The sequence below is a fragment of the Streptococcus oralis genome (assembly GCF_018448765.2).
Lineage (GTDB): Bacteria > Bacillota > Bacilli > Lactobacillales > Streptococcaceae > Streptococcus > Streptococcus oralis_BM.
Genome location: NZ_JAHCMC020000001.1, coordinates 1,551,456 through 1,572,480 on the forward strand (window position 1 = coordinate 1,551,456; position 21,025 = coordinate 1,572,480).

The 21,025-nt window shown below is 42.1% G+C and carries 13 protein-coding genes; 5 read left to right on the forward strand and 8 right to left on the reverse strand.

Annotated elements, in window-relative coordinates; genetic code table 11:
• Positions 1 to 10: 10 nt before the first annotated feature.
• The 6 genes from glnA to KIH88_RS07875 form a co-directional block, all read right to left on the reverse strand.
• A complete protein-coding gene (gene glnA, locus KIH88_RS07850; protein WP_213988889.1) occupies positions 11 to 1,357 on the reverse strand; it encodes a type I glutamate--ammonia ligase in 1,347 nt (448 codons plus the stop codon).
• 36 nt (positions 1,358 to 1,393) lie between these two features.
• Entirely contained in the window at positions 1,394 to 1,750 is a 357-nt protein-coding gene (gene glnR / locus KIH88_RS07855; RefSeq protein WP_000664333.1) for a transcriptional repressor GlnR, read from the reverse strand.
• Positions 1,751 to 1,826: 76 nt separating this feature from the next.
• Entirely contained in the window at positions 1,827 to 2,354 is a 528-nt protein-coding gene (locus KIH88_RS07860) for an FUSC family protein (RefSeq protein WP_213988890.1), read from the reverse strand.
• Positions 2,355 to 2,487: 133 nt separating this feature from the next.
• The gene (locus KIH88_RS07865; RefSeq protein ID WP_445656363.1) at positions 2,488 to 7,134 is read right to left on the reverse strand and encodes an antigen I/II family LPXTG-anchored adhesin; all 4,647 of its coding nucleotides are present in this window, start codon (positions 7,132 to 7,134) and stop codon (positions 2,488 to 2,490) included.
• 166 nt (positions 7,135 to 7,300) lie between these two features.
• Complete coding sequence (locus tag KIH88_RS07870) at positions 7,301 to 8,500, reverse strand: phosphoglycerate kinase (protein WP_084853032.1); 1,200 nt, start codon at positions 8,498 to 8,500, stop codon at positions 7,301 to 7,303.
• Positions 8,501 to 8,782: 282 nt separating this feature from the next.
• Positions 8,783 to 13,507, reverse strand: a complete 4,725-nt coding sequence (locus KIH88_RS07875) for an endo-beta-N-acetylglucosaminidase (protein WP_213988915.1) — start codon at positions 13,505 to 13,507, stop codon at positions 8,783 to 8,785.
• Positions 13,508 to 13,839: 332 nt separating this feature from the next.
• Between KIH88_RS07875 and KIH88_RS07880 the strand changes: the two genes are divergently transcribed.
• Complete coding sequence (locus tag KIH88_RS07880) at positions 13,840 to 15,471, forward strand: Na/Pi cotransporter family protein (RefSeq protein ID WP_213988916.1); 1,632 nt, start codon at positions 13,840 to 13,842, stop codon at positions 15,469 to 15,471.
• Positions 15,472 to 15,673: 202 nt separating this feature from the next.
• Here KIH88_RS07880 and KIH88_RS07885 read toward each other — a convergent pair whose 3' ends face one another.
• Positions 15,674 to 15,970: an enterocin immunity protein gene (locus KIH88_RS07885; protein ID WP_033606304.1), complete on the reverse strand. Its 297-nt coding sequence runs from the start codon at positions 15,968 to 15,970 to the stop codon at positions 15,674 to 15,676.
• Positions 15,971 to 15,990: 20 nt separating this feature from the next.
• On the reverse strand, positions 15,991 to 17,055 hold the full coding sequence (pepA, locus tag KIH88_RS07890) for a glutamyl aminopeptidase (RefSeq protein ID WP_213988917.1): 1,065 nt from the start codon (positions 17,053 to 17,055) through the stop codon (positions 15,991 to 15,993).
• Positions 17,056 to 17,288: 233 nt separating this feature from the next.
• Between pepA and KIH88_RS07895 the strand changes: the two genes are divergently transcribed.
• The 4 genes from KIH88_RS07895 to KIH88_RS07910 all read left to right on the forward strand — a co-directional run bounded on the left by KIH88_RS07895 (position 17,289) and on the right by KIH88_RS07910 (position 21,012).
• Positions 17,289 to 18,248, forward strand: a complete 960-nt coding sequence (locus KIH88_RS07895) for an ABC transporter permease (protein WP_213988918.1) — start codon at positions 17,289 to 17,291, stop codon at positions 18,246 to 18,248.
• The gene (locus tag KIH88_RS07900) at positions 18,238 to 19,194 is read left to right on the forward strand and encodes an iron chelate uptake ABC transporter family permease subunit (RefSeq protein WP_213988919.1); all 957 of its coding nucleotides are present in this window, start codon (positions 18,238 to 18,240) and stop codon (positions 19,192 to 19,194) included. The genes KIH88_RS07895 and KIH88_RS07900 overlap by 11 nt, the downstream gene beginning before the upstream one ends.
• On the forward strand, positions 19,191 to 19,943 hold the full coding sequence (locus KIH88_RS07905; RefSeq protein WP_125425167.1) for an iron ABC transporter ATP-binding protein: 753 nt from the start codon (positions 19,191 to 19,193) through the stop codon (positions 19,941 to 19,943). Before KIH88_RS07900 ends, KIH88_RS07905 begins: the two co-directional genes overlap by 4 nt.
• A gap of 97 nt (positions 19,944 to 20,040) precedes the next feature.
• The gene (locus KIH88_RS07910) at positions 20,041 to 21,012 is read left to right on the forward strand and encodes a siderophore ABC transporter substrate-binding protein (RefSeq protein ID WP_213988920.1); all 972 of its coding nucleotides are present in this window, start codon (positions 20,041 to 20,043) and stop codon (positions 21,010 to 21,012) included.
• Positions 21,013 to 21,025: the final 13 nt, after the last annotated feature.

The window sequence follows — 21,025 nt, forward strand, 5'->3', positions numbered from 1 at the left end:
TTCTTCTATATTAGTAAAGATCTAAATAATTATCAACTTCCCACTGTGAAACGAAGGTCGCATAGCTAGCCCACTCGATACGTTTGGCTTCAAGGAAGCTAGTGTAGATGTGTTCACCTAGGGCAGCCTTGACCACTTCATCCTCAGTCAAAGCTTTCAATGCGTTATGAAGAGTTGATGGAAGGTCGGTAATTCCAGCTTCCTTACGCTCTTCTGCTGTCATGATGTAAATATTTTCTTCGATAGGAGCTGGTGCTCCGATTTTATTTTCAATACCATGCAAACCAACTTCCAAAAGAACCGCCATAGCGATGTATGGGTTTGCCATTGGGTCCACTGAACGCAACTCAAGACGAGTTCCCATACCACGTGAAGCTGGTACACGAACTAGTGGTGAGCGGTTACGACCAGCCCAAGCAATGTAAACTGGCGCTTCATAACCAGGAACCAAACGCTTGTAGGAGTTAACAGTTGGGTTCATGATGGCAGTATAGTTATAAGCATGCTTGATCAAACCACCAAGGAAATGGTAGGCTGTTTCAGACAACTGCATTCCTTTTGGATCATTTGGATCAAAGAAGGCATTATTTCCTTCTGCATCAAACAAGGACATATTACAGTGCATACCTGATCCAGCGATACCAAATTTTGGTTTCGCCATAAAGGTTGCGTAAAGACCATGTTTGCGAGCAATGGTTTTAACAACAAGTTTAAAGATTTGAATCTTGTCACAGGCACGGAGGACTTCATCATACTTGAAGTCAATCTCGTGTTGTCCAACCGCAACCTCGTGGTGACTTGCTTCTACTTCAAATCCCATTTTGGTCAAGACATTCACGATTTCACGACGTGTATTGTCTGCAAGGTCAGTAGGTGCCAAATCAAAGTAGCCACCCTTGTCATTTACCTCAAGAGTTGGATCGCCATTTTCATCGAGCTTAAATAGGAAAAATTCTGGTTCTGGACCAAGGTTGAAGGATTTGAATCCTACTTCTTCCATATGACGAAGTGCACGCTTCAGATTACCACGAGGGTCACCTGCAAAGGGTTCGCCTTCTGTTGTATAGACATCACAGATCAAACCTGCAACACTTCCATTTTCATCTCCCCAAGGGAAGACTGTCCATGTGTCCAAGTCTGGATACAAGTACATATCCGATTCGTTGATACGTACAAAACCTTCAATAGAAGAGCCATCAAACATAGCTTTGTTTGACAAGACCTTATCTAACTGTTCATCTGTAGCAGGAATTTCGACGTTTTTCATGGTTCCCAGAATATCTGAAAACATGAGACGGATAAAGGTAACATTTTTTTCCTTGACTTCACGACGAATATCTGCAGCTGTGATTGGCATGGGTTTTCTCCTTAATATATGACTACTTGCGATTGCCTAACCGCGACCAAAGGGTGACCGTACTGAAGCAAAGCGCCCCTGCTGGAGGAGTTCATTGTGAAGTGCACGACGCACTTCCGTCTGACTCACGGCTTTCTTGGACTTCGCCTCACGTTCAGCATATTTTTTCTTAATCGCAGCAATATTATGACCTTCAGAGATATAATCTTTGATTTCAAGCAGACGATCCATGTCATTCAACGAATACATGCGACGGTTCCCTTCGTTTCGATCAGGTTTGATCAACTCTTGATCTTCATAATAACGAATCTGACGCGCCGATAAATCGGTCAATTTCATAACACTGCCGATAGGAAAAACAGCCATATTTCGGCGAAATTCTCTTTCCTTCATTTACAATTTCCTTCTTTCTGTCTATTATAGTCTAAAAAAAGACAAACGTCAATTGATAATGTCATAAAATGTAACATTATTTTTCTTTTTTCTCTAAAAAGAGATGAATACGATCAATATCATAATTTACGAGAATTGCGACAAAAACTCCCATGAAAGTTTCCGATACACGCGCAAACACGTACAAAATTGTTTCACCGCTCGGTATTGATAGGGTAATGATCAACATAGCTGCTACACCACCAATAACCCCCGATTTATTATTCATGGCCACATTTGTCATAATGGTTAACATAGTGCAGATTGGAACAACCACCAAGGTCACCCAAAAGGCTCCGTGAAATAAGGTATTTAAGAAAAAAAAGATAAGGGCGTAGAAACCACCGATACTATTTCCTAGAATACGTGAAGTCCCAAAATGGACACTCTTATCAAAACTCTCCCTCAGACTAAAAACTGCTGTCAGAGCACCGATTTGAAGACCTTTCCAGCCAAAAAAGCCAAAAATCAAAAGAACTAGAAAAACGGCAATTCCCGTTTTAAAAGTCCGCATACCAAGTTTGAACTGTGACTTATCAAATTTATATTTTTTAAAATAACTCATAATCTCAACTTTCTACTACCATTTTAACATAAATCAGTTGATTTTATGAGTGAAAATCAATAGGAAGCGTTTTTAATTTAGTGCTATAAAAAAGAGGAAACAGAGTTCCTCTTTTCTATTTAACTTCCAGAAATTAGTTGCTTTCGTCTTCTTTTCGTTTCAACTGACCAAGTCCTAAAACTCCTACTAAAGCTGCTAAACCAAGATACGGCATGTAGCTTGAATCATTTGTACCTGTTTGAGGTAGAGTAGGGGTTCCTTTTGGATTTGGATTAGAATTAGGGGTTGTTGGCTCCTCTGGTTTCTTAGGTTCTGGTGTTGTAGTACGAACTGTGTTTGAAGCGTAAGCAACTTTATTCACAGTATTTACATAGGTATTTTCAAAGGTTCCGACAGCAATTCGTTTCATTTGAATATAAGTCTCAGCCTGGAATGGAGAATCCAACTGAATCTCTTGAAGGAATTCTTCCTTGAAGCGAATTGTAATCATTCCCTTATCTTGATCATGTTCAACCTGTGTTTCAGCTGTTAAGTCTGTTCCTGCCTTAATAACACGACCGTCTTTCAATCGGATATCAACCTTAGCAAGAACTTTATAGTTTCCAGTGTATTGATCACCCTTTTGGTCATAATCATCTACAAAACTATAGTCATTCAAGTCCTCAGAATGATTTTGTGGGATCAAACCACCGATTAAACGATAATTGAAGTACTGGTTCAACGGAATTGTTTGGCCATCAATATTGTCACTGCTTGGATCCATACTGATTGTCACATCTTTTTTCGGTGTGATTTTCGGTACATTGTTGACAACTACTTCTGTAGCATAGCCATTTCCAAAATCAATTTGGTAGGCTTTGTTTTCATACTTACCACCCGTTTGACCAAATTCAGGTTTAACTGTCATCGGATCTGTGATGAGCAATGATTTTCCTGCTGCTACATAGTTCTTGTAGAATTCGGCTGGATTATCAGCTGAGAAGAGTTGGAAAGCACCTTTAACAGTGATGTTTGCTTTCTTCAACAGCTCCTGAACTTTCTTAGGCGCAGCTTCTAAACTATCATATTGTTGAACACTGATACCTGATACAAGGTTGCCCTCTAGATCACGAATCTTAACCAATTCTGGTTGAAGGGTTAAGGCTTCTTCTGGATAATCATCCACATAGTAGAAACCATTTTGAATTGCTTCTTTAGAAGATTTATCTCCCTTGTATTGGTCCAAATCCCATGTGAGTTCATAGTAGTTCGTTGAACCAGCTAGAACTTCTTTGCCATCAATATTCAAACCTTGCTTGTTCTTATTAACTTTCAAAGGCTTGATGTAGTTGTTATTTGGATTGTCAGGATCATTTGGTTTACCTGGAGTCGTTACACGAACAATGTTTGACTTAACACCGTAGGCGTCGTTGACTGTCAATGTAAAGTTATTTGTATAAGTTGCCCCATCATTCAAGACACGACCAACAACAGTTGGATATAGAGTCTCAAAGGATTTTGTCAAATTTGCATTGAAAGCAGCCAAGGTCTCCTCAGTAGCCTTAAAGGTTACAGTGTGACTAGCTTTGTCATAGCTTGTTTCAAAACCTTTGCTTGCAGCCTTGGTTGCTTCCAAATCAAACTGATAGCCAGTTGGAAGTGGATCTACCAATACAAACGAAGTTGTTTTTGGACGCCCTGCAGTTAAAGCTTCCGTTTTCAACTCAAACTTCACTACAGACTGCTTAGCAACGAGAGTACGATCGATATCTACTCCATCCTCATTTTTAATTTCTTTATTAATCTGAGGTTGTGCAAAAAGACGATTGTAACGGAAGTGAACTGTTGGCACCGCTGGTGGTGTTGGCAACAGCTTAGGAGTTGGTGCTACAGGTGGAGTTGGCAATGGATCATAATTTGGCTCTTCTGGTTTTGATGGCTCTGGTTGATCTGGAGTTTTTACCGGTGGTGTTGGCTCATTCTCGTAGCTTGGTGCTACTGGAGCTGGTTCCAATGGTTTCTCTGTCTCATATGTTGGCTCTTCTGGTTTTGATGGCTCCGGTTGATCTGGAGTTTTTACCGGTGGAGTTGGCTCATTTTCATATGTTGGTGCTACTGGTGCTGGCTCCAATGGCTTCTCTGTCTCATATGTTGGCTCTTCCGGTTTTGACGGCTCCGGTTGATCTGGAGTTTTTACCGGTGGAGTTGGCTCATTTTCATATGTTGGTACTACTGGAGCGGGTTCCAGTGGTTTTTCCACTTCATAAGTTGGAGCTTGTGGTGCAGTTGGTTCTACTGGCGGAGTTGGTTTTTCTTTTGTAATTTTCGGAACGTTAACCGCACGAATCTTACCATTGAGTGAGTACCAGATGTTTGGTCTTTTACCTGTATCAACCGCCATAACTGGATCAGAAGGAACTACTAGGGTCGCAGAAATGGCACCAACAGTAACATGATTCGTAGGACCGGACATACTAATGGCTCCTGCACCGTACCAAGAGTTTGGTGCATCCGATGAATCCCAACCTGAACCAGGTTGACTATTTTTATACATGGTCCAACGAGATCCACCTTGGCCTTGTTTAAAGTTCAAGGTTTCTGTAGCATAAATTTTTCCGTCTTTTTCTCCAACAGAAGACCCAGAAATTTTAACAAAAGTACCACTGTAATCTTTAGCCATCTCTATAGAATTATTTTCTCTATTTAGAGATGCTACTGAAAGAAGGGCATTGTCAAAATTAATTGGTTGATCATTTTCATCGTAGAAGGTGAATTCATTTTTAATGAAAATTGACGTATCTTTTTCTTCCTGACCCGTATAGGCTGAAGCAAAGACTCCTAGCGTTGGGTCTGTAAAGATTCCCAACCAAACTTTTCCACTAGGATTTTGAAATTTTGAAGACGGGTCTACAGTATATTTGTAAACAATCTTCGAAATCTTTTTACCATTGTAGTAGGAATTTTGAAGATTGGTATAAGTCGCTATTACGCTTTGTCCACGTTCTAGAAGAACTGAGCCCCATTTCACCTCCGTATTATTCCCCACGTTGGTCGTCCAACTTGATTTATCTCCAATATTTCCATATAATTCAACAGATGAAGCAGTCGAATTCGCCTTCTCTAAACCACTGATATCTAAGTCATCTAGTTGTAGAATTTTTTGATCATATTTTGCTTTCGATGTACTCTTACTGAAGGCTTCATCAACAGCTGTTGCTGTGAGAAGTTTCCCTTCTGTTTTGAGGTCAAGTTGAGCATTTGGTTCTAAGTCATAAACCAAGCTACGAGCAGATGGTTTAGACAAATACCCGTCCTGATCCTTATTTTTTTCAAGTTCTACCAATGCAGCCTTAATTTTTGCCTGCTCTTCATTGTACTCTTTGAGTTTCTGTGGATACTCATCTACATCTTTCTTATACTTGGCAAGGTCTGCTTCATATTTTGCAACTTTAGCTTCATAATCTGTTTTAGCCACGGCATTACGTTGCTTGATTTCTTCATTCTCAGCTTGAATTGCAGCATTTTTTGTCTTGTTGTCTTCAACTGCCTTTTCATAGGCTGCTTTTGCATCGGCATTTGCTTTTTGAACGCGAGCTAGTTCTGTCTGGTATTTGGCTAGCTTAGCTTGGTAGTCTGTTTCGTTAGCTTCGTTTGCTTGTTTGACTGTTGCTAAATCTGCTTCGTATTTCTTCACCGCTGCGTCATAAGTCGATTTTGCAGCGGCGTTACGTTGCTTAATCGCTTCATTTTCAGCTTGAATGGCTGCATTTTTAGCTGTGTTTTCTTTTACTGCTTTATCATAAGCCTCTTTAGCTTCCGCATTTGCCTTTTGAACTCGAGCCAATTCTGTCTGATAAGCTGCTAATTTAGCTTGATAATCAGCATCATTATCCGCCTTAGCTTTCTTAACAGCTGCAAGATCTGCTTCATACTGCTTCATAGCTGCTTCATAATTCGCTTTTGCAGTTTCATTACGTTGTTTAATCGCTTCATTTTCAGCTTGAAGCGCTGCATTCTTTGCAGTGTTTTCTTTTACTGCTTTATCATATGCCTCTTTAGCTTCAGCATTAGCTTTTTGTACTCGAGCTAATTCTGTCTGGTAAGCTGAAAGTTTATTTTGATAATCCCGTTGACTATCTTCGTTTGCTTTTTTGACAGTTGCTAAATCTTTTTGATATTGTGCTAGCTTAGCCTCATATTCTGCTTTAGCTGTTGCATTGGCAGTGTTGATTTTTTCAACTTCTTCTTGATGATTTTTTAGATCTTTTTGATACTTGTCATCCGCTGCTTTGTTTTCAGCAGTGATTTTATCTGTTTCAGCCTGATGAGCTGCGACTTCTTTTTTATATTCTTCAGTTGTCTTCTTTATTTCTTCTGCTTGTTTAGCATAGTCACTTTTGATCTCATCTTGTTTTTGAGCATTTTCTGTAGCAGTTGTAGCTGTTCCTTTGTCTTTTGTTTCATCTTGAGCTACCTTAACTCCTGCAGATTTTGCATCGGCAACTGTTTTATCCAAATCAGCTGATGATACTTCTACTGGCAAAGCTGAGTCTTTAGAACCAGCCTTAGCTTGGCTCTCTTTGGCAACTTGGCTCATTTCACCCTGAGCTTCAGGTAGATTTGTGGCTGGGTTTCCTGTAGTAGCCACCTCAACTGTACTTGTACTAGTTGTCTCTGTGACTTCATCAGCAAATACTGCTTTGTCTGCAAAAGCAATCAAAGCAGTTCCTAAAACAGCACCACACAAAGTTTTAGCAACTTTGCTTTTACGAAATCCATAGACTTCTTTTTTATTTTTCATTCTAATCCCTTTCTTATCTAAATCAATCATCTACCATCCATAGTAGCATTTTATGATGCGGGATGCAAACATTTACTCTCCCCCCTTCATTTATCGATAAATCTAACATATTTATAAATGAAATTAAAAAGAAGATGGTTAAACCATCTTCTTTCAGATAAACTATTTATTTTTCAGTCAAGGCTGCAAGACCTGGAAGAACCTTACCTTCGAGGAGTTCCATTGATGCTCCACCACCAGTAGAGATCCATGAGAACTTGTCTGCACGACCAAGGTTGATTGCTGCGGCAGCTGAGTCACCACCACCGATGATTGATTTCACGCCTGGTTGTTTCACGATAGCATCCATCACACCGATTGTACCAGCTTGGAAGTCTGGGTTTTCAAATACACCCATTGGTCCGTTCCATACAACTGTCTTCGCACCAGTCAATTCTTGATCGAATTTAGCGATAGATTTTGGACCGATATCCAAACCAAGGAATCCAGGATCAACTGCTTCACCTTCAGTGTCTTTCACTTCAGTGTAGTCAGCAAATGCGTTTGCTTCTTTTGAGTCAACTGGCAAGATCAATTTGCCGTTTGCTTTTTCAAGAAGAGATTTCGCAACATCCAATTTGTCTTCTTCTACAAGTGAGTTACCGATTTCGATACCTTGCGCTTTGTAGAATGTGTAAGTCATCCCACCACCGATAAGAACTTTATCAGCTTTTTCAAGCAAGTTTTCGATAACACCGATCTTGTCTGAAACTTTTGAACCACCAAGGATGGCTACGAATGGGCGTTCTGGAGCTTCAACTGCTTCTTTGATGTAAGCAATTTCGTTTTCAAGAAGGAAACCAGCAACAGCTTTTTCAACGTTTGCTGAGATACCAACATTAGATGCGTGTGCACGGTGAGCTGTACCGAATGCATCGTTTACGAAGATGCCATCTCCAAGAGATGCCCAATATTTACCAAGTTCAGGATCATTTTTAGATTCTTTCTTGCCGTCAACATCTTCGAAACGAGTGTTTTCAACCAAGAGAACTTGTCCATCTTCAAGAGCGTTGATTGCTGCTTCCAATTCAGCACCACGTGTAACACCCGGGATAAATTTAACTTCTTGTCCCAATTTAGCAGCCAAGTCAGCAGCTACAGGAGCAAGTGATTTACCTTCTTTGTCTGCTTCTTCTTTTACACGTCCAAGGTGAGAGAAGAGGATTGCACGTCCACCTTGTTCAAGGATGTACTTGATAGTTGGAAGAGCTGCAGTGATACGGTTGTCATTGGTAATCACGCCATCTTTAACAGGTACGTTGAAGTCAACACGAACGAGAACTTTTTTCCCTTTCAAGTCAACGTCTTTAACAGTCAATTTTGCCATTAGATATGACTCCTTCTTTTTTTATACGTGTTAATTATATCACAAAATCAGCAAAAGAGATAGAAAAACCCTAAACTTTTCTTGTTCATTCTTCTGATTGAAACTAACATTTTTAAAATAAAATCTAGAAAAACCTTGCTAAATAACTGATTATTGAAAGAAAGACTAGCTCATTTAATCATTCTTTCACTGATTTCTACTAGTCAAAACAAGGTCTGACTGATTTGCCGTCAAACCTTGTTTTTTAGTTTTTATGAGAAAATTCAAGATTCGTAAATTCGATTAATCTTCTCTCTTCTTCCTAGCAAGCAAGCCGTAGCCACTCATTACTCCGAGGAGTCCCAGCGCTACTAGACTAGCATCTCTTGTCGCTCCTGTATTTGGAAGCTCTTTACTTACTTCTTCAACTTTTGCTGGTGCTGCTGAAAGAGCTTGATCCCTCGTTTGTGAGACTTGCTCTTCTTTCGTTCCTACTTCAACAATTTCTGGGATTGCTTCCTTAACAACCTCAGTTGAATGAAGGGTGCGTTTGCCCTGAGCATCAACTTCTACAAAGCGACGAACTTGGCCTTCAACTCCTGCTTGAACTAGCTGGCGTTGTCCTTTGAGAAGTTCGGAGTTTGGTCGCTCCTGACGTTCGAAGGAAATTGTCCCCTCTTCAATTTCCAGTTTCGGAGTTTCTAGCACTAAATCTTTCACACCTTCAGCTGGTTGGCTGCTCGATAGAACTTTTGTACCAACTTCGGTGATTTCTGGGATTGCTTCCTTAACAACCTCAGTTGAATGAAGGGTGCGTTTGCCCTGAGCATCAACTTCTACAAAGCGACGAACTTGACCTTCAACTCCAGCTTGCACAACACGGCGTTGTCCTTTAAGAAGTTCGGAGTTTGGTCGCTCCTGACCTTCAAAGGCTGTTGTTTCAGTTTCAATAACTAGTTCAGGGAGGGCCTCAACCGTTGGAGCCACTTCATTTGGATCCATGCTACCAACATGATAGCTTTCTTCTGCAGGAGCTAGTTTCTTATTCAGCTTTTCTTTCATGTCCGCAAAAGCTTGTGGAGTTGGCATCTCTGAAGCCAACAAAGTTTCTGCTTGTTCAATCAACTCAGCTTTAGGATCTTTTTCACGGACGGATTCGAGCAAGCCTTCCAATTCTTCTCTAGCAGTTTGATAACGTTGATTTCCATCTAAGTCCGCTCCAGCTTGTTTCAATTCATTCAAGGCTTTGTTGACTTCTTCTTGACTGGTATCATGGTTTTCTGCAACAGCTTTCGCTGCATTGAGCTTCTCTACTAGTGCTGCTTGTTTGTCCTCGCTTGAGAAGGTGTAGGCAAGGGTTGACTGACGACCTTGGGCAGCAGTGATTTCTTGTTTGAGGTACTCATCGTTGACAGCTGCTTTTGGAGAAACCAAGACATCAAACTCAGCGGTGTGTCCCTTGTAATGCAAGGTCAAGGTCTGACGACCAGTCTTTTGAGCATCGTAGCCCGTAATTTCAACACCTTGATCTGTGAAGGCATGGCTTTCTTCTGTCTCATCATCATAGAGAACGCCGAAGCGACCTTCGGCAAGATCCAGTTGATCTCCTACTAGATAGTCTGTTTTCGGTTTCTGAGTAATGTACAAGCCTGCTACTTCTTTCGGCTTCCCTTCATCTTGACCTGTCACTTGTACCTTCAAGGCACCAGTAACTGGAAGTCCAAGGTAGCTGACTGTGAGCTTTTGTTCCCCTTTTTGATGAGCGTTGTAGCCAGATACTGTCACACCTGAGTGAGTAAGGTTGATCAACTCATCGGCTTGTCCCCCTTCGTATTGAACACGAAGAGTGCCGCCTCTAAGGTCCAGTTTTTCTCCCTCTTTGTAGACTGTCTTCTTAGGTCCTTTTTCAAGGCTAACTGCAGCAATTTTTCTCTCATCCTGCGGAATCGCTACTGCCAAGGTGTTACTGATTTCTTTGCCAGGTAGTTGGGTACGATAGTAGAGGAGAGTTGGTTGCTTGTCAAAAGCCAATGGCGCTGTTGCTAGGTCGCCACCATTTTCAGACTTCAAAGTTGCAATTGGCGTTTGTGAATCTGCCTTGTCGTAAACGGTGATAGTTGCACCCGCTGGAACATCAGAGAAGCCGAGTTGAACTTGATGGTTTCCAAGTGAACGAGCGGCTACCTTAGCCATTGGAATATTTTGGCTTTCTGTATCCAAGGTTTCGTACATCTTCCAGTTATAGATACGAATGGCTTTCCAAGGTGTTCCGTTATCTGAAGTGATAACTTTAAGGCGCCAGTCTTGAGCAGTGATTGGTTTGTCAAGAGTGATATCCGTAACGTGCGCTTTATTGCCACGGACCTCCTTAGCTAACTTCCATTCACCATCCGCATCTTTATAATAAAGGTCAAAGTCTTTGGTGTTCATCAAACCATCGTTAACAGACTCACCTCCAGCTCCTGCATGATCCATGACCCATCTAACAACACGGCGTGGTTGGGTCAAGCGAATATCCACACTACCGCTCAACTGAGCTGAAGACCACTTATCTGACAAGCTAGTAATGGTACCGTTCAACATACCTTCAATGCCTTCTCCACCTTCAGTATTTGGGAAAGTGCTACCAATAACCGTTGCCCCTGGAACAATATTTTCAGCCAAAGGTCTTGGGAGAGTTGTATCCTGAACTGTCATCCCCCAGTTGAAGGATGCCGTCCCCGCTTCAGAACGAAGGCCATTTTTACCAACTGCAACGACTTTCAATTCCTGAGTCGTACCAGTCGCATTAGCAGAGCGGCTAACTTTTGGCAAGTAGATAGTGGAAGCAGATGATCCTGTCAATAAGCGCCAGTTATCTCCATCTTTTTCGTAGACTTCATAGAAATCTGCATCTTGGTTACCCGCAAACTGGACCACTGCTTCAGCTTCTTGGGCATTCTTAAGAGATTGCTTCACCACAGAGAGACCTGTAGGTGCTTGTGGCGCTTGGTGATTGTCCGTGATAGTTAATTGTCCTAGGTTGAACTGATAATCTTTTACAGCACCTCCATGTTCGAAGAAGAGTTTAACTGCATAGATGGTTTTACCTGCTAGTGAGCTAAGGTCAATTTCTTCATTTGTCCAGTTGTCAGAAAGAGTCAGTTCTTTCCATGCCTCCGCATCCTCAAATTTGTAGTCTGGAGTCGTAGAGAAGGCCATATAAACTTTGGAGCCTTTTCCTCCCTTGTGGGCAACCCGAAGTTTGGTTTTCTCCGTTACTTCTAGTTTAGTAGAATACAAATTCACATCCTGGTCCGTCTTACCAGCTACATCCCCTGAGAATTTAAGAGAGTTACCTCCATTATAGGCATCTGTAAAGTCATATTCTGCACGAAGTTTTTCCCCCGTTGAAGTCTGCCACCAGCGCCATGTTGGCAAGACACCTGAAACCGAACGGTAGTTCCATTCAGAATCCTTAGAAACTTTGCCGTCTACAAACCACTTTCTACCATGACCTGTATTAAAAGAGGTAGTGAAGGTGCGTCCTACTGCTGATGTGCGGTCCGCAACTAAATTGGCAATTCCATACCACTCTTTATCACCTGGTTTTTGAGCCGTTGGATCTCCTTGGTAACCTGTGAAAAAGATGTCTTCGTTCTTGTGGTAGTCTTCACCCGTTTTTCCTAGACTGGTAATCGTATCTGGTGCAAAAAGTCCAAGTGACAAACGCAACTTGCCTTTTTCATCTAAGAGGGCATCCCATTTGACTTTGGTCTTATAAGAGCCACCTTGTTGCAATTCCAAGCCTGCAAAGACATCATACTGGCTACGTTCTAGCCATTTTGCCATCTCTACGGAGTGGTCATTCTTTTCCTTGTTCCAGTTGAAATTGGCAAAAAATTGATCTGCAGGTACCTTGTCTCCTTCTTTTTGCATGAACTGGTAGTTGTAATCACCTAGACCATCTTCGTGGTAACGACCGTATTTGTAGGTCATGGCATCGTACCAAGCATACTTGATTGGGTGGTTGACTTTGGCTGCGTATTCTTTTGTATAGAGCATGAATTGGCGCATTTTTTCACCAAGAGGTTCTACCAATTCACCCGTTGTTTCCTGATTGATGAAATAGCCATCAAATCCGTAATACTTAGCAAGATCGACAAGTTTTCGTGCGATAGGAAAGGTGCCATCTGCATCTTGTTTCAAGGCAGCTGCAAATTTCTCTTGGTCAGCAATGCTGTTTGACCAGTTGAAAAAGAGTGTTCCATAAACGGGAACTCCGTTACGGTGACCGGCATCAATGACATCTGGAGTAGGGACTAGGCCTTCCCAGAAGACCATTGAATCCAAGTATTGCCAGTAGTCAAAAGCATAGGCCTTGAATTCTTCTCCACCAACAGAAGCGTGGTCTTTGGCCTTTGAGTTGGTGTTTGCTAGCGCCTGAACCTTGGCTCTTCTGCTTGCTTTTTCGTTAACCAACTGGCCTCTATGGCGCTTGGCGAGTTCAACTGATGAACGGTTAATGGGATCATCCTCACGCGCACCCGGTTCCCATTTCAACAAATCTTCCCATGTATCAAATTTGATTTCTTTTGGTCGGAGACTCTTTTCCTCATTTTTAGGAACGTCTGCTAGAGTCGGTTTGTCGGCTTTCTTCTCAGCCACTTGAGGAGCTTCCTCTGATTTGACTTCTTCTTTTTCAGTTGGTTGAGCAGGTTTTTCAGTTTTATCTGCCGGAGCGGGTTTTGCCTCTTCTTTTTCATTGACCAAATCAGCTATTACTGGAGTGTTTTCTGAAATTGGTTGCTCAGCTACTTTGTTCTCTGTTCCCGATAATTGTTTTTCGATAGCTGCAGTATCTGGATTAGCTGTTTCACTAGCGCTTGTAGCTTGAGCGCTCGTATTAGTAGCTGTTTCAGGGACAGCGACCTGTTCGGCAAGAGCTGGGCTCGCGAATAGAGCTGAACCAATCATTAAGGAACAAGCCCCGATTGACAGCTTACGAATACTGTAACGGCAACGTTTTTCAAAAAATAGATCTTTCATCTTATCCTCCTAATAAAATATAAAGTAAACGCTTTACTTTTTGATAAAAAGTAACTGTTCTCTGTGCACACCACCAGAACAGGATCATCTTCATTTTATCCTATATGAAAGCGATGTCAATCTATTTAACATAAAAACTATAACTAGGATAATAATCAGTAAAATTTGGACACAATCCTATAAATCATCTATCTTAAAGGGAATCTATCTCTCATTTTAAAAGAAAGTTCTTGTTTCTTATGAAAATTTCAGCTAAACACTTGTGAGATTTACTTTTATCCTTTAAAATAGAATAGGAGAAATTCCGTTATTATTTTCCGGAGGAAAAAGAAATGTCCATTAATTGGCAGGAAATTTTATTTCACTTTTTAGGAGGTCTAGGACTGTTTTTATACAGTATCAAGACCATGGGAGACGGTTTGCAACAAGCTGCTGGAGATCGCCTTCGTTTTTACATTGACAAGTACACTAGCAATCCCTTTTTAGGCGTTCTAGTCGGGATTGTCGTGACTGCCCTGATTCAGTCAAGTACAGGGGTTACAGTTATCACGGTCGGGCTGGTCAGCGCTAGTCTTCTCACTCTTAGACAGGCTATCGGAATTATCATGGGAGCCAACATCGGAACCACCGTTACTTCCTTTATCATCGGTTTCAAACTAGGCGAGTATGCTTTACCCTTGATTTTCCTTGGAACCATGTTCCTCTTCTTTACAAAAAACAGAACAGCAAACAATATTGGGCGCATCCTGTTTGGTGTCGGGGGAATCTTCTACGCCCTCAACCTCATCAGTGCTGGTATGAGTCCGCTTAAAGATTTACCACAATTCAAGGAATATATGGTAACCTTAGGACAAAATCCTGTGTTGGGAGTTTTTGCTGGCGCGGTGATTACCGTCCTCATTCAGGCCTCTTCTGCAACTATCGGGATTCTACAAGGCCTCTATGCAGGTGGTTTCCTTGACCTTAAAGGTTCGCTACCAGTTCTCTTCGGGGATAATATCGGGACAACCTTAACCGTTATCCTAGCAGCTGCTGGAGCTAACATCTCCGCTAAACGTGTTGCGGCAACTCACGTTACCTTTAACGTTTTAGGAACTATTCTTTGCTTAATCCTATTAGGCCCCTTCACTGCTATGATTGAGTATTTCCAAGCTTTACTTCATCTCTCACCTGAGATGACCATCGCCTTCTCTCACGGTGCCTTTAACGTAAGCAATACCATTGTACAATTTCCATTCATCGGAGCCTTGGCCTACTTTGTAACCAAGATTATCCCTGGCGAAGACGAAGTTGTTAAGTACGAGCCCCTTTATCTTGATGAGCAACTTATCCAGCAATCTCCTTCTATTGCCCTAGGAAATGCCAAAAAAGAACTCTTGCACTTGGGGAACTATGCAGCCAAAGCTTTTGACCTTTCTTATAGCTATATCATCGGTTTGGATGAAAAGGTAGCTGAAAAAGGGCACAAGACAGAGGAAGCCATCAATACCATCGATGAAAAACTCACTCGTTACCTCATCAGACTCTCAAGCGAATCCTTGAGCCAAAAGGAAAGCGAAGTGTTGACCAACATTCTGGATTCATCTCGTGATTTGGAACGGATTGGGGACCACGCAGAAGGCTTGCTCAACCTAACCGACTACCTCCAACGTAAGAATGTTCAATTCTCTGGTGCTGCTTTGCAGGAATTGGCGGATATCTATCAAAAAACTACTGACTTTATCAAGGATGCCCTTGATAGTGTGGAAAACAATGATATTGAAAAAGCTCAAAGTCTGATTGAACGCCATAAAGAAATCAACCATATGGAACGCATTCTCAGAAAGACCCATATCAAACGCCTTAACAAGGGTGAATGTTCAACACAAGCCGGGGTCAACTTTATCGACATTATTTCCCATTACACTCGTGTATCTGACCATGCTATGAATTTAGCTGAAAAGGTCATTGCTGAACAAATCTAATACTCTTCGAAAATCAAATTCAAACCACGTCAACGTCGCCTTGCCGTACTCAAGTACAGCCTGCGGTTAGTTTCCTAGTTTGCTCTTTGATTTTCATTGAGTATAAGTACCAAGAAGCTATCCTGAATGGGATGGCTTTTTTCGTCTCCTCATTTAGAATGTCTTTTGGAGCATATAAAAAATGCTTTGATTCACAATGGAATCAAAGCATTTTAAAGAGTTCTCCAAACATGATAGCAGAAACTGCAGTACCCCTATACTTGGCTTCTTCTCTTTTGATAAAGCGCGCCAAGTTGATCAATTCAGGTGCTGGGTGTTTGGGATTGATGAGCAATTCACGGGTGACCAGTCCTGAGAGTCGGACTGCTAGTAATTGCTCATTTGTAGTTGGTAGTTTTTTAGCAGTCTCTAGGAGAGCAGCAACTAAATCTTCACTCAAACCCTGACGGGCATGGTTATAAAGATCTTTTATAAGACTTTCTAGGTTTGGTTCTACCATCCCGACCACCTCCCTTATGTTTAATAATGTTTAATCAAATCAACCGTTGAACGGTCCAATTTTTTCACCAAGGCTTGCAAGAAAGCTTGGGCTTCTAAGAAGTCATCCATCGCGTAGAGAGTTTGGTGAGAATGGATATAACGAGCGCAGACACCGATAGTTGTAGATGGGACACCACCATTTTTCAGATGAGCTGCTCCAGCGTCTGTTCCACCTTTTCCACAATAGTATTGGTACTTGATGCCAGCTTCTTCAGCCGTTGTCAAAAGGAAATCCTTCATACCTGGGAGAAGCAAGTGACCTGGATCGTAGAAGCGAATCAAGGTTCCGTCCCCAATCTTACCTTGGCCACCATAAACATCACCAGCAGGTGAACAGTCAACGGCTAGGAAAACTTCTGGATCAAACTTAGTTGTAGAGGTATGAGCGCCACGAAGACCAACTTCTTCTTGGACATTGGCACCAAGATAGAGTTCGTTTCCGAGTTTTTGACCTGGCAAGGCTTCTGCTAGCTCACTAACCATAAGAACACCGTAGCGGTTGTCCCAAGCTTTTGAGATGATATTTTTTTCATTGGCTGTCAAGATAGCGGAACTATCAGGGACAATCGTATCACCCGGACGAATACCAAAGCTTTCTGCCTCAGCCTTGTCTGCAAACCCACCATCAAAAATGATATCTGAAATAGCTGGCATGGTTGGCCCACCTGTTCCACGAGTCAAATGTGGAGGAACAGAACCTGAGATCACAGGAATTTCACGACCGTCACGAGTAAAGAGTTTAAAGCGTTGGCTGCTGACCACCATAGGATTCCAGCCACCGATTTCAACCACACGGAAGGTTCCGTCTGGCTTAATCTCACTGACCATAAAACCAACTTCGTCCATGTGAGAAGCGACTAAGACGCGTGGTGCATACGCAGCTTCTGAATGTTTAATTCCGAAAATACCACCCAAGCCATCTGTCACCACTTCATCCACATGCGGCGTCAACTTTTCACGAAGATAGGTACGGACAGGCGCTTCATGACCTGAGATCGCAGCAAGCTCTGTTACTTCTTTGATTTTTGAAAATAATGTTGTCATATCAGTTCCTTCTTTCTGTCCTCCATTTTACCACTTTTTATAGGAGAAGGATAGTGGGAAGGTGGATTGGTTTTTACTCAGTTTTCCAATAAAAGAGAGGGGCAGATATTGTTTCAAGAATTTTTCTTTCTTTTTACATTAAATTGTCAGAAAATTTATTGACAGATTAAAAAAATCGTGTTACATTATCTCCAAGGGTATTTTTATACCAAATCTACATGAAAGGACGGGGTATGAAACTCTCTCATATTTTAACAGGCTTACTTCTACTCCTGGTCTTTCTCTCCATTAGTATTGGAACTAGTGATTTTTCTTGGGAAAAGCTCTTTGCTTTTGACCAGCAAACCTGGCTTCTCTTTCAAGAATCGCGTCTTCCAAGAACCATCAGTATTCTCCTTGCAGCCTCCAGTATGAGCATGGCAGGACTCCTCATGCAGACCATTACCCAAAATCAATTTGCTGCTCCGAGTACAGTCGGAACGACAGAAGCCGCCAAACTGGGAATGGTGTTGAGCCTCTTTGTCTTTCCGTCTGCGAGTCTGACCCAAAAGATGCTCTTTGCTTTTGTCTCATCCATCTTATTTACCCTCTTCTTCCTTGCTTTTATGACTATTTTTTCTATAAAGGAAAGGTGGATGTTGCCCTTGATCGGGATCATCTATAGTGGGATTATCGGTTCTATCACAGAAGTTATCGCCTATCGTTTCAATCTGGTTCAGAGTATGACTGCTTGGACCCAGGGCTCCTTCTCCATGATTCAGACCCATCAGTATGAGTGGCTCTTCTTAGGCCTCATCATCCTGATAGCCGTTTGGAAATTGTCCCAAACTTTTACCATCATGAATCTAGGGAAAGAAACCAGTGAAAGTTTGGGGATTTCTTATTCCCTACTGGAAAAACTGGCCCTCTTTCTGGTGGCGCTAACGACAAGCGTCACCATGATTACCGTGGGTGCCTTGCCTTTTCTCGGGGTCATCGTTCCCAATCTGGTCCGCAAGCGCTATGGAGATAACCTGAGCCAAACCAAACTCATCGTCGCACTGGTCGGAGCCAATCTGGTTCTGGCCTGCGATATCCTCTCTCGAGTTCTCATTCGGCCCTATGAGCTGTCTGTCAGTCTCTTGCTAGGAATCATCGGTAGCCTCGTCTTTATTCTACTTCTCTGGAGAGGGGGACGAAAAGATGCAGTTTAAAAGCAAACATACCAAGCTCTTCTGCCTTCTCATTATTCTGGCCATCGGAGCTTGTCTCCTCTACTTTTGGCCTATTAGTCACCTATCTGTCTTTGCTTGGAAACTTCGTTCTCAAAAGATTGTCGTTTATCTCTTGGTAGCTATCGCGACAGGAATTTCGACCATTAGTTTTCAAACCCTGACGGAAAATCGCTTCCTAACGCCAAGTATTTTGGGAATCGAATCCTTCTATGTCTTGCTACAGACCCTGCTACTGATATTTGAAAGCAAATTTCTACAGCTTGGGAAGTCGCCTGTCTTAGAATTTCTAATCTTGCTTCTGCTTCAATCACTCTTCTTTCTCGCCTTACAAGGTTACTTGAAGACGCTGATGAAGCAAAATTTGATTTTCATTCTGCTAATCTGCCTAGCCCTGGGAAGTCTCTTTCGAAATATCAGTACCTTCCTACAAGTTCTGATGGATCCAAATGAATACGATAAACTGCAGAACAGTCTCTTTGCCTCCTTTCAGCATCTCAACACTCCCATCCTAGCCATCGGTTCTCTAATCATCCTTGCCTTGACAATCTTTTTCTTTCGAAAAGCAGTCGTTCTGGATGTCTTGCACCTGCAAAGAGAAACGGCTCAGATACTGGGACTCGATGTTGAAAAAGAACAGAGAGAACTCCTCTGGGGCATCGTGCTTTTGACCTCAACAGCCACTGCCTTGGTAGGGCCTATGGCCTTCTTTGGCTTTATGCTGGCCAATCTCACCTACCTGATCGTCAAAGATTATCGACACAAGCTGCTCTTTATCGTAGCCATTCTGATTGGATTTATTAGTTTGACCTTGGGGCAAGCCCTCATCGAACGAGTCTTTGCTTTGGAAATTCGCATCAGCATGATCATTGAGAGTGTGGGTGGTTTCTTATTCTTTATCTTACTTTACAGGAGGGCCCGTCGGTGAAACTGGAAAACATTGACAAATCCATTCAAAAACAGGATATTTTGCAAGACATTTCCCTTGAAGTCAGTCCTCAGAAACTGACAGCCTTCATTGGTCCAAATGGTGCTGGAAAATCAACTCTCCTCTCCATCATGAGCAGACTGACCAAGAAAGATCAGGGAATACTTAGTATCAAAGGGCGTGAAATTGAGAGTTGGAATTCGCAAGAACTAGCCAAAGAACTCACCATCCTAAAGCAGAAAATCAATTACCAAGCCAAATTGACCGTTGAAGAACTGGTCAGTTTTGGACGTTTTCCCTACAGCCGTGGTCGACTGAAGGCAGAAGACTGGGGAAAAATCCGAGAAACTCTGGACTATCTGGAACTGACCAACTTAAAAGACCGCTACATCGATAGTCTGTCTGGTGGACAGTTGCAACGTGTCTTTATCGCTATGGTACTGGCCCAGGATACAGACTTTATCTTGCTAGACGAACCGCTCAATAATCTCGATATCAAGCAAAGTGTCAGCATGATGCAGATCCTTCGGCGACTGGTGGAGGAACTTGGCAAAACCATTATCATCGTCCTCCACGATATCAACATGGCTAGCCAATATGCGGATGAAATTGTTGCCTTCAAGGACGGTCAAGTCTTTTGCAAGGGAACGACTGCTCAAATCATGCAGGCTGACCTGCTCAGTCAACTCTATGAGATTCCCATCACGCTGGCTGATATCAATGGCAAAAAGATCTGTATCTATAGCTAGCTATTCTGAACTCATGTTAGAGAACCTTCTGTCCCTTAGCTAACAAGCCTATCTAAGAGACCCCTACATCGTTATAACATTTTAAAAAGGAGAAATCATGAAAACATCCCTTAAACTTTATCTCACTGCCCTAGCTGCCAGCTTCTTGCTCTTACTTGGTGCTTGTAGTACAAATACAAACTCAAGCACTAGCCAGACAGAGACAAGTAGCTCTGCTCCAACAGAGGTAACCATTAAAAGTTCACTAGATGAGGTCAAACTTTCAAAGGTTCCTGAAAAGATTGTGACCTTTGACCTCGGTGCTGCGGATACTATTCGCGCTTTAGGTTTTGAAAAGAATATCGTCGGAATGCCTACAAAAACTGTTCCGACTTACCTAAAAGATCTTGCGGGAAATGTCAACAATGTGGGTTCTATGGTTGAGCCAGACCTAGAAGCCATTGCTGCTCTTGAGCCGGATCTGATTATCGCTTCTCCACGTACCCAAAAATTCGTAGACAAGTTCAAAGAAATTGCTCCAACTGTTCTCTTCCAAGCAAGCAAGGACGACTACTGGACTTCTACCAAGGCTAACATCGAATCTCTAGCAAGTGCCTTTGGTGAAACTGGTACACAGAAAGCCAAAGAAGAATTAGCTAACCTAGACAAGAGCATCCAAGAAGTCGCTACTAAAAATGAAAGTTCTGACAAAAAAGCTCTTGCTATCCTCCTCAATGAAGGAAAAATGGCTGCCTTTGGTGCCCAATCTCGTTTCTCTTTCTTGTATCAAACCTTGAAATTCAAACCAACTGATACCAAATTTGAAGACTCTCGTCATGGCCAGGAAGTCAGCTTTGAAAGTGTCAAAGAAATCAATCCTGACATCCTCTTTGTCATCAACCGTACCCTTGCCATTGGTGGGGACAACTCTAGCAACGATGGCGTCCTAGAAAATGCCCTCATCGCTGAAACTACTGCTGCGAAAAATGGTAAAATCATCCAACTAACACCAGACCTCTGGTATCTAAGTGGTGGCGGTCTTGAATCAACTAAACTTATGATTGAAGACGCTCAAAAAGCTTTGAAATAAGCAAGAAAACCCA

Coding starts and splice junctions, on each gene's coding strand:
- KIH88_RS07900 (WP_213988919.1), top strand. CDS start 18,238: ATGCAGTTTAAAAGCAAACATACCAAGCTCTTCTGCCTTCTCATTATT.
- glnA (WP_213988889.1), bottom strand. CDS start 1,357: ATGCCAATCACAGCTGCAGATATTCGTCGTGAAGTCAAGGAAAAAAAT.
- pepA (WP_213988917.1), bottom strand. CDS start 17,055: ATGACAACATTATTTTCAAAAATCAAAGAAGTAACAGAGCTTGCTGCG.
- KIH88_RS07860 (WP_213988890.1), bottom strand. CDS start 2,354: ATGAGTTATTTTAAAAAATATAAATTTGATAAGTCACAGTTCAAACTT.
- KIH88_RS07885 (WP_033606304.1), bottom strand. CDS start 15,970: ATGGTAGAACCAAACCTAGAAAGTCTTATAAAAGATCTTTATAACCAT.
- KIH88_RS07875 (WP_213988915.1), bottom strand. CDS start 13,507: ATGAAAGATCTATTTTTTGAAAAACGTTGCCGTTACAGTATTCGTAAG.
- KIH88_RS07895 (WP_213988918.1), top strand. CDS start 17,289: ATGAAACTCTCTCATATTTTAACAGGCTTACTTCTACTCCTGGTCTTT.
- KIH88_RS07870 (WP_084853032.1), bottom strand. CDS start 8,500: ATGGCAAAATTGACTGTTAAAGACGTTGACTTGAAAGGGAAAAAAGTT.
- glnR (WP_000664333.1), bottom strand. CDS start 1,750: ATGAAGGAAAGAGAATTTCGCCGAAATATGGCTGTTTTTCCTATCGGC.
- KIH88_RS07865 (WP_445656363.1), bottom strand. CDS start 7,134: ATGAAAAATAAAAAAGAAGTCTATGGATTTCGTAAAAGCAAAGTTGCT.
- KIH88_RS07880 (WP_213988916.1), top strand. CDS start 13,840: ATGTCCATTAATTGGCAGGAAATTTTATTTCACTTTTTAGGAGGTCTA.
- KIH88_RS07910 (WP_213988920.1), top strand. CDS start 20,041: ATGAAAACATCCCTTAAACTTTATCTCACTGCCCTAGCTGCCAGCTTC.